12 protein-coding genes are annotated in these 13,718 nt (G+C 73.9%); 8 read left to right on the forward strand and 4 right to left on the reverse strand.

From position 1 onward, the window contains the following. Positions 1-60 precede the first annotated feature (60 nt). From ACIBIW_RS01560 to ACIBIW_RS01585, 6 genes are all read left to right on the forward strand, one after another. Positions 61-1,371, forward strand: coding sequence for an ABC transporter substrate-binding protein (locus ACIBIW_RS01560; RefSeq protein WP_399330705.1), 1,311 nt, complete (start codon positions 61-63; stop codon positions 1,369-1,371). Continuing rightward, a complete protein-coding gene (locus ACIBIW_RS01565) occupies positions 1,347-2,315 on the forward strand; it encodes a carbohydrate ABC transporter permease (RefSeq protein WP_399330707.1) in 969 nt (322 codons plus the stop codon). The genes ACIBIW_RS01560 and ACIBIW_RS01565 overlap by 25 nt, the downstream gene beginning before the upstream one ends. After that, positions 2,312-3,124, forward strand: coding sequence for a carbohydrate ABC transporter permease (locus ACIBIW_RS01570; RefSeq protein ID WP_399330709.1), 813 nt, complete (start codon positions 2,312-2,314; stop codon positions 3,122-3,124). The genes ACIBIW_RS01565 and ACIBIW_RS01570 overlap by 4 nt, the downstream gene beginning before the upstream one ends. A 28-nt stretch (positions 3,125-3,152) precedes the next feature. Further along, positions 3,153-6,455: an alpha-mannosidase gene (locus ACIBIW_RS01575; protein ID WP_399330711.1), complete on the forward strand. Its 3,303-nt coding sequence runs from the start codon at positions 3,153-3,155 to the stop codon at positions 6,453-6,455. 220 nt (positions 6,456-6,675) lie between these two features. Then, entirely contained in the window at positions 6,676-8,070 is a 1,395-nt protein-coding gene (locus tag ACIBIW_RS01580) for an MFS transporter (protein ID WP_399330713.1), read from the forward strand. After that, positions 8,067-9,290: an FAD-dependent monooxygenase gene (locus ACIBIW_RS01585; RefSeq protein ID WP_399330715.1), complete on the forward strand. Its 1,224-nt coding sequence runs from the start codon at positions 8,067-8,069 to the stop codon at positions 9,288-9,290. Before ACIBIW_RS01580 ends, ACIBIW_RS01585 begins: the two co-directional genes overlap by 4 nt. A 26-nt stretch (positions 9,291-9,316) precedes the next feature. Here ACIBIW_RS01585 and ACIBIW_RS01590 read toward each other — a convergent pair whose 3' ends face one another. From ACIBIW_RS01590 to ACIBIW_RS01605, 4 genes are all read right to left on the reverse strand, one after another. Continuing rightward, positions 9,317-10,027, reverse strand: coding sequence for a response regulator (locus ACIBIW_RS01590; protein ID WP_399330717.1), 711 nt, complete (start codon positions 10,025-10,027; stop codon positions 9,317-9,319). Beyond that, positions 10,024-11,352 carry a sensor histidine kinase gene (locus ACIBIW_RS01595; protein ID WP_399330720.1) on the reverse strand — a complete coding sequence of 443 codons (1,329 nt, stop codon included), beginning with the start codon at positions 11,350-11,352 and terminating at the stop codon, positions 10,024-10,026. Before ACIBIW_RS01595 ends, ACIBIW_RS01590 begins: the two co-directional genes overlap by 4 nt. Before the next feature lie 278 nt (positions 11,353-11,630). Then, the gene (locus ACIBIW_RS01600; RefSeq protein ID WP_399330722.1) at positions 11,631-11,813 is read right to left on the reverse strand and encodes a hypothetical protein; all 183 of its coding nucleotides are present in this window, start codon (positions 11,811-11,813) and stop codon (positions 11,631-11,633) included. Positions 11,814-12,226: 413 nt separating this feature from the next. Next, on the reverse strand, positions 12,227-12,931 hold the full coding sequence (locus tag ACIBIW_RS01605; protein ID WP_399330724.1) for a ribonuclease H: 705 nt from the start codon (positions 12,929-12,931) through the stop codon (positions 12,227-12,229). A 240-nt stretch (positions 12,932-13,171) separates the two neighbouring features. On the opposite strand from ACIBIW_RS01605, the gene ACIBIW_RS01610 reads away from it, so the two are divergent. Next, entirely contained in the window at positions 13,172-13,360 is a 189-nt protein-coding gene (locus ACIBIW_RS01610; protein WP_399330726.1) for a 4-oxalocrotonate tautomerase family protein, read from the forward strand. Positions 13,361-13,520: 160 nt separating this feature from the next. Further along, the gene (locus tag ACIBIW_RS01615; protein WP_399330728.1) at positions 13,521-13,679 is read left to right on the forward strand and encodes a hypothetical protein; all 159 of its coding nucleotides are present in this window, start codon (positions 13,521-13,523) and stop codon (positions 13,677-13,679) included. Positions 13,680-13,718 lie beyond the last annotated feature (39 nt).

Here is a 13,718-nt window from a genome sequence, read left to right on the forward strand (position 1 = left end):
AGCAGGTGTGTACGTTACCGATAACTTAGCAGGTCGACGATTCCGTGACGAGGTGGTCCAGTGGAGTCGATCGTCACACCACAGGCGGTGGGCCGGCGCGGGGTGTTGGCCGCGGCGCTCGCCGGTGCCGCGGGACTCGCGCTCGGCGGATGCGGCCGGGGCGACCTGACCAGGCCCTCCCCCGCGGACGAGGTGTCGCTCTTCAACGACAACTCCACCTGGGCGCCGGGGTACGCGGCCGCGGGCGCCGAGCTGCACCGGCTCGCCGGGTACCGGCTGGCGCCGCGCGCGGTGCCGAACGTCAGCAACTACCAGCAGATCGTGCGGATGTCGGCGCAGACCGACGCCACCTCCGACCTGGTCAAGTGGTGGAACGGCTACCGGCTCCAGGACATCGTCCGCGCCGGGGTGCTCGCGGACGTCACGGACGCCTGGGACGAGGCGGCGCGGCGCGGCTGGTGCGACGACGCCACGCTGCGCGACACCTTCGGCTACCGGGGGCGGCAGTTCGCCGTCCCCCTCTACAAGTCGTACTACGCGGTCTTCTACAGCAAGCGGACGTTCGAGCGGCTGGGTGTCGGCGTCCCCACCACCTGGGAGCACTTCCTGGACGTGGTGGACCGGGCGCGCGCGAAGCACATCACCCCGGTCTCCTCGGGCGGCGCCACCACGTGGGAGTCGTCGATCTGGTTCCAGCAGCTCGTCAACGGGCTCGACCACCGCTTCTACCTCGACCTCGCCGCGGGCCGCGCGTCGTACACCGACCCGGTGTGCCGCACGGCGATGGCCCTGTGGAGCGACCTGTACCGGCGCGGCGCGTTCTCCTCGCCGGACGCCAACAGCACCGACGTGCCGGGCCAGTTCGCCGGGGACCGTACGGCGATGTGCCTGTACGGGACCTGGAACACCGGGACGTTCCTGGCCGGGGGGCTGAAGGACGACGAGCTTGGCGCGTTCCTGCTGCCGCCGCCCCCGGGCGGTGACCGCTCGGTGCTGGTGGAGAGCGGCGCGCTCGCGGTGTCGGCGCACGCGCACAAGCGGGACGCGGCGCTCGCGGTGGCGCGCTCCTGGCTGAACCCGGCCGTGCAGCGGGCGTGGACCGGTTTCCTGCGGGACACCTCTGCCGATCCCGGTGTGGTGCCGGACGTGGGGGCGGTGCGCCAGGTCGCCGCGCAGGTGGCGCGGGAGCGGCCCACCCAGGCCGTCAGGTACTGGGAGGCGTCGCCGCCCGTGCTGATCGAGGGGAACGTGCAGGACCTGAGCGCCTTCATGATCGACCCCACCCCGGGGCGCGCGACGAAGACCCTGGCGAACATGCAGCGCAGGGCGGACAAGGAGTGGGGCGTGTGGAAGGGGGTGGCGGCCTCGTGAGCACCGTCGGCAAGACCGCGCCAGGGGTGTCGGCCGGTCCTTCGGCACTTCCTGCGGGCACTGCGCGGTCGGTCGGGCTGCGGCGCGCCGCCTGGGTGGGGGTGTTCCTGCTCCCGGCCGTGGCGCTGATCGCGGCGCTGCTCGTGGTGCCGTTCGCGGTGACCGCCTATCGCAGCCTGTTCGACGACAACGGCGTCACCGCGCGCTTCGTGGGACTCGACAACTACACCGCGCTTTTCACCGACCCCGACTTCGGCAGGTCGCTGCTGAACACGGTGTGCTGGGTGGTGGGCACCCTGGTGCTGCCCGTGCTGCTGGGGCTGCTGCTCGCGGTGCTGACCCACTCGGTGCGCTGGGGCGCGGTGGCACGCACCGCGGTGGTCATCCCGTACGCGCTCTCCGGCTCGGCGACGGCGCTGCTGTGGACGTTCCTGCTGAAGAGCGACGGCGCCGTCAACCAGACCCTCGACGCGGTGGGGCTCGGCGGCTGGCAGCACGAGTGGCTGCTGCACTGGCCGTTGAACACGGTCGTGATGATCCTGGCCACCACCTGGCAGGCGACGGGGGCGTCGCTGATCCTGTTCCTGATCGGCCTCCAGACCATCCCGGTGGACACGATCGAGGCCGCCCGCATCGACGGCGCGCAGGGCCTCCAGCTCTTCCTGCGGGTGATCGTGCCGCAGTTGCGGCCGATGACGGTGGTGGTCGTGGGGATGTCCATCGTGAACAGCCTGAAGACCTTCGACATCGTATGGCTGCTCACGCAGGGCGGCCCGGGCACCGCGTCCGAGACGCTGGCGCTGACGATGTACCGGCAGACCTTCACCCTCAACAGGTACGGCTACGGCGCGGCCGTCTCCGTGGTGCTCACGGCCGTAGTGGTCGCCGCGTCCTGGCTCTATCTGCGCAGGCAGTCGCAGCCGCGGCGGGGGGAGGCGGGATGAGCGGCAGGACGGTACGCGGTGTGCTGGTGGCGCTGGTGTCGGTGCTGTGGCTGGTGCCGACGTGGCTTGTCGTGGTGAACGCGTTCACCCCGGCGGGCACGTACACGGGCGCACCGCGCTGGTGGTTCGCGTCGCCGGGGCTCCTCGACAACGTACGCGCCGCGTTCACCAGCGCCGATGTGGGCCGGGGCCTCCTCAACACCCTGCTGTACGCGGCGGTGGGGGCGGCGGTGGCGGTGCTGATCGCGGCGCTCGCCTCGTTCGCCGTGGTGGTGATGCCGGTGCGCCGCCCGGGGGTGTGGTTCTGGGGGATCTTCATCGGGACCGTGCTGCCGTTGCAGACGTTCGTCTCGCCGCTGTTCACCGGGTACGCGAAGACCGGTCTCTACGACACCCGGTACGGGATGGTGCTGATCTATGTGGCGCTGACGATCCCCTTCGCGTTCTTCGTCAACCGCAACTTCATGATGACGGTCCCGAGGGAGATCGCCGAGGCCGCGCAGCTCGACGGGGTGAACTGGCCGCGGATGTTCTGGCGCATCCATCTCCCGCTCGCCAGAAGCGCGTTGCTGGCCGCGTTCATCTTCCAGTTCACCTGGATCTGGAACGACCTGCTGTTCGGCATCACGCTCTCGCTGAGCCCGAACGTGCGTCCCGTGATGGCGACGCTCGCCGACCTGAACGGCAACTACTCGACGGTGGGCCCGCCCGTGGTGCTGGCCGGGGCGCTCGTCGCCTCGGTGCCGACGGTGGTGCTGTTCTTCGTGTTCCAACGCTTCTTCGTCAACAGCCTTCGTCTCACGTCCTGACGGAACCACCCTGGGAGACAGGAAACTCATGACGACTCGCGCGCTCGTACGCGACCGCAGGTGGTCGAACGACAAGGTCAGGGCCGGAATGGTCGGCCTCGCCGTCGCCGCCACCGCGCGCCTCGGCGGCACGGAACTGCGGGCCATGCCGGAACACCTCGTACGGCGCGGCCCAGATGGCGCCCTGCGCAGTGTGCGGATACTCCTCTCCGACAACCCCGTCTCCGGCACCCCCGTATCTGGCACCACTGTCGCCAACACCACGGTCGCCAACACCCCCGTCGACACCACTGGTTGGGCCTTCGAGGTGACCACGGCGGGCCGCGGCGGCACCCCGGTGGAGGTGCTGCCCGCGCCCGGCGGTGTCCGGCTGCTGCTGCCGCGGGAGCCGGGGGCGCGCGACATCAGGATCGAGGCGCGGCACGGCGCGGACACGGCCGTGCTCGCGTTCACCCTGGAGCCGCCGCGCGACTGGACCATCCACCTGGTGCACCACTCCCACCTCGACATCGGCTACACCGACCCGCAGGGCCCCGTGCTCGGCGAGCACGTCGCGTTCCTCGACTCCTGCCTCGACCTGACCCGCGCCACCGACGGCTGGCCCGACGACGCCAGGTTCCGCTGGGCGGTGGAGTCGCTGTGGTCGTTCGAGCAGTGGGCGGCCGTACGGCCCCCCGAGCGGGTCAGGGAGTTCGTGGAGCGGGTGCGGGCCGGGCAGATCGAGCTGACCGCGCTGCCGTACAACCTGCACACCGACACCTGCTCCACCGACGAACTGCACGAACTGCTGCGCCTGGCACGGTCGGTGCGCGACGAGCACGGCGTCGCGTTCCACTCGGCGATGCAGACCGACGTGCCGGGGACCGTCGCGGGGCTGCCCGACGCGCTCGCCGGGCTCGGCGTGCGCAACCTGGCGGTGGCGCACAACTGGGCGGGCCGCTCGGTGCCGAACGCCAACGGCGGTGCGCGGCTGCCGCGGCTGTTCCGCTGGCGGGCGCCCTCGGGCAGCGAGGTCCTGGTGTGGATGACCGACAGCCCCCACGGCCTCGCCTATATGGAGGGGCCCATGCTGGGCTTCGCCACCTCGTACGCGATGGTCGACGACCTGCTCCCGGCGTATCTGACGTCGCTGGCGACCAACCCGTACCCGTTCCCGGTGGAACTCCTCGGCTGGCGGGGGCCCGGCGCCGAGGACCGCGACCCCTACCCCTGGGACATCCTGCACCTGCGGGTGCAGGGCCACTTCGGGGACAACGCGCCGCCCCGGCTGATCATGGCGGAGACGGTGCGGCGGTGGAACGAGACCTGGGAGAGCCCCCGGCTGCGGCTGTCGACGAACACCGACTTCTTCGACGACGCCGAGTCCCGGCTCGGCCCCTCGATCCCCACCTTCGAGGGCGACTGGGGCGACTGGTGGGTCGAGGGCGTCGGCTCGGGCGCCAGGCCCCAGGCGATGGTGCGCCACGCCCAGGCCACCGTCACCCACGCCGGCACCCTGTACGGCATGGCCGCGCTGCGCGGCCCCGCGGACGCCGCGGCGGGCCTGGCGGCCGACGCGGGGGCGGGCGCCCGGGCGGTGTACCGGTCCGTGTCGCTCTTCAACGAGCACACCTGGGGCGCGGCCGACCCCTGGACCCACGGCGACGCGGGCGGCCAGTCGGGCGAGCAGCAGTGGCACTGGAAGTACGGCTACGCGCTGCACGGCGACAACGACGCCGACACCCATCTCGACCACGCCGCGGCCGCGCTCGGCGCCGTCCTGCCGATCGCACCCGCCGCCGACGTCACGTACTGGGCGGTCAACACCACGGCGGCGCCCCGCACTTCGGTGGTGACGCTGTTCGTACGGGAGAGCAGGGTGCCGCTGGCGCGGCGGCTCGCGGTCGCCGACGGGCGCACCGGCGCCGCGCTGCCCGCGGTGGAGCGGCCCCAGGTCAACCACGTCCACCGGGACGCGGGCCGGTGGCTGCGCGTCGCGGTGCCCGACGTGCCGCCGCTCGGCCTCGTGCGGCTGGACGTGACGGTCGTCGACGAGGCGGACCTGGCCGCCCTGGCGGTGGCGGCCGAGCGGCCCGCCGTCGACGAGGAGGAGCGCGCCCGCTCCACCGAGGGCCGGGTCGGCTCGGGCGACGCCGCGGACGGCGCCGCGGTGGTGCTGCCGGTCGCCGGGGACCTGGTGCTGGAGAACGACCATCTGCGGGTCACGGTGGACCTGCGGGCGGCGTGTGTGTCCGGCATCGTGGAGAAGGCCACCGGCAGGGAGCTGGTGGACCGCGAGGCCGTCGTCGGCTTCAACGGCTACGTCTACGACACGTACACCACCGCGGGCGGCTACAACCACCAGGCCAACAAGACCACCGTCAGCGAGGAGCTGGAACTGCTGGGCTCACGCACCCTGGCACGCCCCGCCGTGCTCCTCGAACGCGTCGACGACGCCCTCGGCAGCCGTCTCACCTACGAGTACGCGGCGGACGGCGTCCACCGGGCCCGTACCACGGTGAGCCTCGGCCGCGACGACGCGCACGTCGTCCTCGACAACCGCTTCGACAAGCCCGCCACCATGACGAAGGAGAGCGCCTACCTGGCGTTCCCGTTCGCGCTCACGGACCCCGTGGTGCACTACGAGATCAGCGGCGCGCTGACGGGCGACGGACTTGAGCACGTACCGGGGGCGCCCCAACACATGCGGGCCGTACGGTCGTTCGTGTCGCTTGAAGACGCGGGCGGTCCCGTCGCCTGGGTCACGAGGGACGCGCCGCTGGTGGAGCCGGAGACGATCGCGCTGCCCTACGCCCCGTTCCCCGACTCGACCGCGCCCCGCCGTCCTGGCACCGTCTACTCCTGGGTCCACAACAACCTGTGGGACACCAACTTCCCCTCCCAGCAGGCGTTCGACACCACGTTCCGCTACGCGGTGGGGGTGCGTCGCGCGGGTGAGACGATCGGTGCCGAGGCGCTGGCGCTGCGCACCGCGTACGAGATCGACCACCCGCTGGTCGCGGTGCCCGCGCACGGCGCGCCCGACCCGGGCCATCCGGCCGGGCTCGCCCTGTTCTCCCTGGACGATCCGCGGGTGCGGGTCGTGGACGCGGCCCCGGTCCCCGCGTCCGGTCCCGGCCGCGGCGCGGACCTGCTGATACGTCTCCAGTCGTACGCCACGGGGCCGTGCACGGTCCGGCTGCGCTGCGGTTTCCCCGTCGTGGGCGCCGAGCGCGCCACCTACCTCGGCGATCCGCTGGGCCCCGTCGCCGTGGACGACGGCACCGTCACCGTGGAGGTGCCCAGGATGGGGAGCACGGCGGTACGGGTGGCGTGGGGCGGCGTGTCGTGAGGCGGGGGCGGGCCCCGGGGCGGTGAGGGCCGACGGCCGGGTGGTGGCCGCCGCGGTGCGGGCGGCGTGCGGGGGCACCAGGGGGCCCTGCCGTCTGGTCCGTACGCACCAGGCCAAGTCGGCGCCGGGGGACGATGTCTGACGGGGCGTCCGGGGCGAGGGTGGAAAACGCGTGGTTTCCGCGCTCTCCACCCTCACCCGGACGACGAGAAGGGCATCCATGTCCGAAGCTGTGGTTCCCCCGGCCCGCATCGGGAGACCGGCGGTGGGCGCCCTCGGCGTCCTGGCGCTCGTCCTCGGCACCTTGCAGTCGGTGGTGGAGCCCGCGCTGCCGCTGCTCCAGCGGGAGTTGGGGGTCAGTCCGGCCGAAGGGGCGCTGGTCGCCAACACGTTGCTCGTCACGGGCGCGGTCGTCACCCCCGTCGCGGGCAAGCTCGGCGACCGCTACGGCGGGAAGCGGGTGCTGCTCGGTCTGATGGGCGTGGTCTCGGCGGGCGGCCTGCTGGCCGCTCTCGCGCCGAACCTGCCGGTGCTGCTGCTCGGCCAGGTGTTGCAGGGCGTCATGGTCGGCGCGCTCCCGCTCTCCTTCATCCTGGTGCGCGGGCATCTGCCGGCGGGGACGTCGCAGGTGGCGATCGGGGTGGTCGTCGCGCTGTTCACCGGCGGCGGCATGGTGGGCACGCTGGTCGCGGGGCCGATCGCGGAACACCTGTCGTGGCACTGGATGTTCGCGCTGCCGACGCTCGCGGTCGTCGCGACGGCGTCCGCGGTGGCCCGGCTGATGCCGCACGACCCGCCGGTCCCCTCGGACGGTCGGATCGACTGGCCGGGCGTGGCCCTGCTGAGCGGCACGCTCCTCGCGTTCATGCTCGGCCTCGTGACGCTGACGAGCGGCGGCCTGCCGCCGCTCGCGGCCGGCGCGGTCACGGTGGCCGCGGTAGCCGCGCTCGCGACCGCGTGGGTGGCCGTCGAGCGGCGGGCGGCCTCGCCGATGGTCGATCTGCGGATGCTGGCGAGGCCCGCGATGTGGCACGCGTGCGTGCTCACCCTCGTCGTCACCACCGGCCTCGGGATGGTGCTCTTCCTGCTGCCGCAGTTGTTCGCGCTGTCGGCCGACGGATACGGGTTCGGCGCCGACACCACCGACATCGGTCTTTTCCTGATGCCCGGCGCCGTCGCGGGGGCGGTCAGCGACTCGGTCGGCGGGGTCGCCGCGCGGCGTTTCGGGGCGCGTGCCGTGGTCGTCGCGACCGCCGTCGTCATGGCGGCCACGGCGGTCGCCCTGACGTCGCTGCACACCGCGGCGTGGCAGCTCGTCCTCGCGAAGGTGCTGGTCTCGTTCGCCGCGGGCGTCGGCACCACGGCGCTGCTCGCAGGCGCCGCCACCGCCGTCGACGCCGGGGACACCGGCATCGCCACCGGTCTGCTCGTGGTGACACGGGTGATCGGCTCCGCCCTCGGCGCCCAGCTCGGCGGCGCGATCCTCGCCGGTGGCTCGGGCCCCGGCGGCCCGCCCGCCGAGTCGGCCTTCGCCCTGGGCTTCGCCGTCGCCGGGCTCGTCGCCGCGCTGTCGCTCCCCGTTGTCCGCATCACCAGGAAAGGAGCCCGGGTATGACACCCACAGGGCTGTCGAAGGACGTACGTACGGCCGTGCGGCGCACGGTCCTCATCTCCGGGGCCAGTATCGCGGGGCCCGCGCTCGCGTACTGGCTGACCCGGGCGGGCTGTGCGGTCACCGTGGTGGAGACAGCCGACTCGCCGCGCCACGGCGGGTATCCGATCGACATCCGCGGCACCGCGACGGAGGTGGTCCGGCGGATGGGGATACTGCCACGGCTGCGGGACGCGCACATCGAGTCGCGGCGCTGCACCTTCCTCGACGCCGAGGGCGGCACGGTGGCCTCCGTGCCCCCGCACTCGGTCGCCGGTGGTGTCGAGGGGCGGGATCTTGAGGTGCGCAGGGGGGACCTGGCGGCGAGCCTGCACGCGCTCGTCCGCGACGACGCGGAGTTCCTGTTCGGCGACCGCGCCGACACCCTCGACCAGTCGGGAGGGGGCGTCGACGTCACGTTCCGCAGTGGGCGGCAGCGCACGTTCGACCTGGTCGTCGGCGCGGACGGGATGCACTCGGGGACGCGTGCGGCCGTGTTCGGCCCCGAGGAGCGCTTCCACCGCCATCTCGGCTACTGCTTCGCCCTCTTCACCATGCCGAACACCTTCGGGCTCTCCCACGAGGTGACGATGTGGAACGCACCGGGGCGGGCCGCGGCCCTCTACGCCGTCGGGGACGACGACACGCTGCACGCCTTCCTCACCTTCCACCACCCGCAGCGGCCCTCGCGTGCCCTGCGCGACCCGGGCGTCCAACGCGACCTGGTGGCGGCGGCGTTCAGGGGCGCAGGCTGGGAGGTGCCCGGCATGGTGGCGGCCCTGCGCGACGCGGACGACCTGTTCTTCGACACGGCGGGCCAGATCCGTATGCCCCGCTGGTCGAGCGGCCGGGTCGCGCTCGTCGGCGACGCCGCGTACGCGCCCTCGTTCCTCACCGGGCAGGGTTCGAGCCTCGCGCTGGCCGGTGCCTATGTGCTCGCCTGCGCGCTGGCCGCGCACCGTGACCACACCGCCGCCTTCGCCGCGTACGAGCACGGGGCGCGGGAGTTCGTGGCCGCCAACCAATCGCTGGTCGACAACGGCGCCGCCACGCTCTTCCCCACCACGGCAGACGCCCTCGACCGGCGCAACGCCAGGCTGCGCCGCCTCGTCACCATGCCGTCCGCACCGCCGCGCCCCGCCCACTCGGCCCTGACACTGCCGGAGTTCGCCCCGGCGCCGTGAGCCCGCTTGTCCGGGCCCGTGCGGTGTCAGGGGCCCGGGGCCGCTCGCGAAGTCCCGCCGCCGGGGGCGGGGTCGGCCCTGGCGAGGCCCGTCCGGTAGGCGATGACGACGAGTTGGGCCCGGTCGCGGGCCTCCAGCTTCGTCATGGCGCGCTGTACGTGGGCGCGGACGGTGAAGGGGCTGAGGGACATCCGCCCGGCGATCTCCTGGTTGGAGAGTCCGGTGGCGACCAGCGCCACCATCTCGCGTTCGCGCGGGGTGAGCGCGGCGAGCCGGCCGGGGTGGTGCGGCGGGGCGGTGTGGTCCGGTGTGGCGAGGAAGCGGGCGACGAGGGAGCGGGTCGCGGCGGGCGACAGCAGGGTGTCACCTGCGGCGATCGTACGGACGGCGTCCAGCAGTTCCCCGGCCCCGATGCCCTTGCCGATGAAGCCGCCCGCACCGGCGCGCAGGGCGCGGGCGACGTACTCGTCGGTCTCGTAGGTGGTGAGGACGAGGATGCGGCTGGCGCGCAGCCGGGGGTCGGCACAGATCCGGGCGGTGGCGGTGAGGCCGTCCACGTCGGGCATGCGGATGTCCATGACCACGACGTCGGGGCGCAGCGTCCGGGTGAGCGCCACCGCTTCCCCGCCGTCGGCGGCCTCGCCGACCACGGTGATGTCGTCGGCGCTGTCGAGGAGGAGCCGGAAGGCGCCGCGCAGCAGGGCCTGGTCGTCGGCGAGGAGCACCCTCAGCGTCATGGCGCGCCCCCGGCCCCGGTGGCGGGCGTCCGCCCGTCGGTGGCCGCCGTGGTGTCGGCGCTCGGCGGGGTGTCCCTGGCGGGTGGGAGGGGGAGTTCCGCGGTGACGAGGAAGCCGCCCTCGGGGCGGCTGCCCGCGCGGAGGTGTCCGCCGACCGCGGTGGCACGCTCCCGCATGCCGATGAGGCCGTAGCCGGGCGGGCGTTCCGCCGCCGGGTGGGCGCTCGCGCGTCCTGGCGCGTCCGGTGCTGTGGTCGCGTCGGCGCTTGCGGGCGCGGTCGGCCGCCTACCGCTGCTCCCGCCGTCGTCGGTGACGGTGAGGGTGACGCGGTCGCGGTTCCAGGCGAGGCGCACCCGGGCGCTGCCGGTGGCCGCGTGCTTGGTCACGTTGGTCAGGGCCTCCTGGACGATACGGTAGGCGGTGAGGTCCACTCCGGGCGGCAGGGCCCTGGGGATGCCGTCCTGACGTACCGTCACATCGAGGCCCGCGCGGCGGAAGGACGCGACAAGCGGGGGGAGCCGGGAGAGTCCCGGTACCGGCTCCGCGGGCGCGGCGGTGTCCCCCGACTGGCGCAACAGGCCGACGGTGGCGCGTAGTTCGTCGAGCGCGTCGCCGGTCGTCCCGACCAGCTCCCGCAGGCTCCTACGGGTCTGCTCGGGGCGGGTGTCGAAGAGGTGGGCGGCGACGGTGGCCTGGGCGTTGGCGAGGGTGATCTGGTGAGCCACGAGGTCGTGCAACTCCCTTGCGATACGGAGGCGTTCCTCGGTGACGCGGCGGCGTGCCTCGCTCTCCCTGCCGCGCTCGGCCCGCAGGGCGCGCTCCTCGACGGCGGCCAGATAGGCCCGCCGGTTCTGCACCGCGTGCCCGAGCACCCCGGCCGCGAGCGGGAAGGCGCCGACCGCTGCCAGTCTGCTGGCGTCCTGCCAGGAGAGGGCGCCGAGCAGCGGCGTGGAGGCGACGAGGAGCGCCGCGGAGGTGAGGGACACCGCGCTCGCGGCGTGCCGTTCCGTGCGTGCGGTGAGGGAGTAGGCGGTGATGACGGCGGGGGCCACGACGAGCGGGCTCAGCAGGAGGCCGAGGGGCGAGGCGAGGACGCCGCTCGCGGTGGTGACGGCCAGGGCGGCGAGCGGCGCCCGGTGCCGCAGAGGCAGTGCGGCGCAGGAGACCGCGGCGACGAGGTAGGCGGCGGGGGGCGGTGGTGCGGGGGTGCCGTCGGCCTGGACGACGCCGCCGAGCAGGCAGAGCGCGAACGCCGCCGCGGTGACAGCCGCCTCCCGCCACCGGGCGCGGCGCCAACGGGGGCCGGTGCCAAGGGTGTTCGCCATGGCGGCTCAGCGCCGTCCCGCGGCGGGCGGTGGCGCCCCCGCGTCCCGTCCTGCCCCGGCGGGGGCGGCGTGTCCGCCCGGCGCCCGCCCTTCGACATCCGCGTTCCGCAGCACGCGCCCCACGGTAGGGGGCGGGGCCCGCCCCCGGCGTCGTACCCGGGTACCGTTCCGGTCCGGTGCGTCAGGACGAGGCCCGGGGGGTGTCCTGGTGCGTGCGCACCAGGGGCCCGCCCGGGGGTGGCGGCCGGGCGGGCCCCTGGGTGCGCGGTGGCCGGCGGTCATGGCCTCCAGGTCACGTCGAGCGGCAGCCGCTTCGGCGCGAACGAGGAGCGGGCGTCGTGGACCTCCGTGTCGGTGGCCGAGAAGCCGGAGAGCCGGTTGAGGAGCACGTCGAGGACGGCCTTGCACTCAAGCCTCGCCAGGGGCGCCCCGATGCAGTGGACAGCGGGCCCCGCCCTCACTCGCCGGCTCGGGCTGACGTGCTTCCTACGCGCGCGACACCCCCGTACCGCCTCCCCACCTGTCGGCTGTCCCCAGAGCCGCAATCGCCGCAGTCGCGACTCGGTGAACGTCGACATGGGCGAGTCTGCTCGGCCCTCCCTCGGCTCCGCGCCCCAGCTTCGATCACCGGCGGCCGCGCCGGGCCGGTCGCGCGGGCGGCAGCCGATGGCATCGTAGACACCCCGGGGTGCGGACACCACGGGCCGTCGGCACCCCCCTCGGGGCAGTCCGTGGGCCATCCCGGCGCCGTGCGGACGTCACCCAAGCGCCATCTGCCACCGCCCCCGGCGGAGCCGGTGCCCGAGCAGGTGTCACCCGGGGCTGACAACCGGAACGCCCGCGCCGGGCGCGGCTGTCGGGTGCGGGCCGGCTCTCAGGGTGTGTCCTTGGCGCACTCCGGGTGTCCCCAGCCGTCGGGGTTCTTCGTGATCGACTCGCCCGCTTCGTAGGTGCGGCCGCAGCGGCAGCGCCCGGGGAACCTGGCCTTCAGCGTCCGCGAGGAGCGGGCCGGGGCGCGTCGCCGTGTCGCGGTGGCGCCCTGCGCGGCGGACGGTTTGCCGGAAGCGGAACCGCCGCGGGGGGTGTCGGGCGAGAGCGGCGGGAGCGGGGAGCCGTACTCGGTGCCGAGGGGCTGCTGGAGTACGGCGCACTGGCTGGCGGCGCGGTCGGCGAGGTCGTTGAGGGGGTCGCCGTCGACCTGGTGCGCGGGGACGTAGCGGAACTCCACCGTCCGGCCCGCGAGCAGTTCGTCGATGTGGACGACGAGTTCGCGGTTGGCGACCGGTTTGCCCGCGGAGGTCTTCCAGCCCTTGCGCCGCCAGCCGGGCAGCCAGGTGGTGACCGCCTTTATCGCGTACTGCGAGTCCATCCGGACCTCCAGCGGCACCGCCGGGTCGACGGCCGCCAACAGTCTCTCCAGGGCGGTCAGTTCGGCTACGTTGTTGGTGGCGCGGCCGAGCGGTCCCGCCTCCCAGCGCACCGGGGTCTCCCCCGCGTCGGCGATCACCCATGCCCAGGCCGCGGGGCCCGGGTTTCCCTTCGACGCTCCGTCGCACGCGACGATGACTCGTTCAACCATGCCCCGATCATGCCTCGCACCGGCGCCCCACTTCGACCACCGCCGCCCGCGCCCCGCCCGACATCGCATGGTATGCCGGGTGCGGGGGCGGGCGGCGGTGCCGGGAACCGGCCGGGAAGCGAACGGTAACCGCGCGATGGACGATGCCTGGCCCATACCTGGTGTCCGCCGTCCCCCGGGGCGGCCGGGCACGGGGTGGTCCTGTCCGTACCGCCCCCGCTAGGGAGCTTCCAGACGCCTGTGGTCACCGTCGAGTGGTGGAAGGGCAACGACAGGGACCTGCGTGCCCTGCTGGTGTCCGAGTTGGCGCAGGTCGTGTCCAGGGGGGCGGGGTGTGCCCCGCAGGACGTGACCGTGGTGGTACGCGACCGCGAGCCGGGGCAGGACGGCGACGCGGAGTCGGCGCTCGGGCTGACGAGCCCCCGGTGAGCGGGGGACCGCGGCGGTAACGGGCCCGACACCGATCGGGAACGGCCACCGACAGCATCGGTGTCATCGGGAGACGGGCTGCGAAAGACGTCCCCCGGAACGGACTCGACACGCTTCGACAGGCTGTGCCATGCCTCGACAGACAGGGACGGGATCACTGATGCGCAGGACGCTGATCGCACGGGCCGGAATCCTCCTCGCGACGGCCGGCCTCGTCGCCGTGACGGGAGCCGCCGCCGCGTGGGGTCACCACGGCACCACGGGTGGCCACGCGCCCACCGGGCAGCACGTCCTCGCCTCGGGCGAGGGCCCCGCGTGACGCTCCCAGGACCCGCGGCGCTGCGGCCCGCGGCGCCCG

Source organism: Streptomyces sp. NPDC050560 (assembly GCF_044457285.1).
In the GTDB taxonomy this organism is placed as follows: domain Bacteria; phylum Actinomycetota; class Actinomycetes; order Streptomycetales; family Streptomycetaceae; genus Streptomyces.

Bases quoted from the DNA above. Each gene is read 5' to 3' on its own strand.
- ACIBIW_RS01570 (WP_399330709.1), top strand. From the start codon at position 2,312: ATGAGCGGCAGGACGGTACGCGGTGTGCTGGTGGCGCTGGTGTCGGTG.
- ACIBIW_RS01575 (WP_399330711.1), top strand. From the start codon at position 3,153: ATGACGACTCGCGCGCTCGTACGCGACCGCAGGTGGTCGAACGACAAG.
- ACIBIW_RS01580 (WP_399330713.1), top strand. From the start codon at position 6,676: ATGTCCGAAGCTGTGGTTCCCCCGGCCCGCATCGGGAGACCGGCGGTG.
- ACIBIW_RS01585 (WP_399330715.1), top strand. From the start codon at position 8,067: ATGACACCCACAGGGCTGTCGAAGGACGTACGTACGGCCGTGCGGCGC.
- ACIBIW_RS01590 (WP_399330717.1), bottom strand. From the start codon at position 10,027: ATGACGCTGAGGGTGCTCCTCGCCGACGACCAGGCCCTGCTGCGCGGC.
- ACIBIW_RS01595 (WP_399330720.1), bottom strand. From the start codon at position 11,352: ATGGCGAACACCCTTGGCACCGGCCCCCGTTGGCGCCGCGCCCGGTGG.
- ACIBIW_RS01605 (WP_399330724.1), bottom strand. From the start codon at position 12,931: ATGGTTGAACGAGTCATCGTCGCGTGCGACGGAGCGTCGAAGGGAAAC.
- ACIBIW_RS01615 (WP_399330728.1), top strand. From the start codon at position 13,521: ATGCGCAGGACGCTGATCGCACGGGCCGGAATCCTCCTCGCGACGGCC.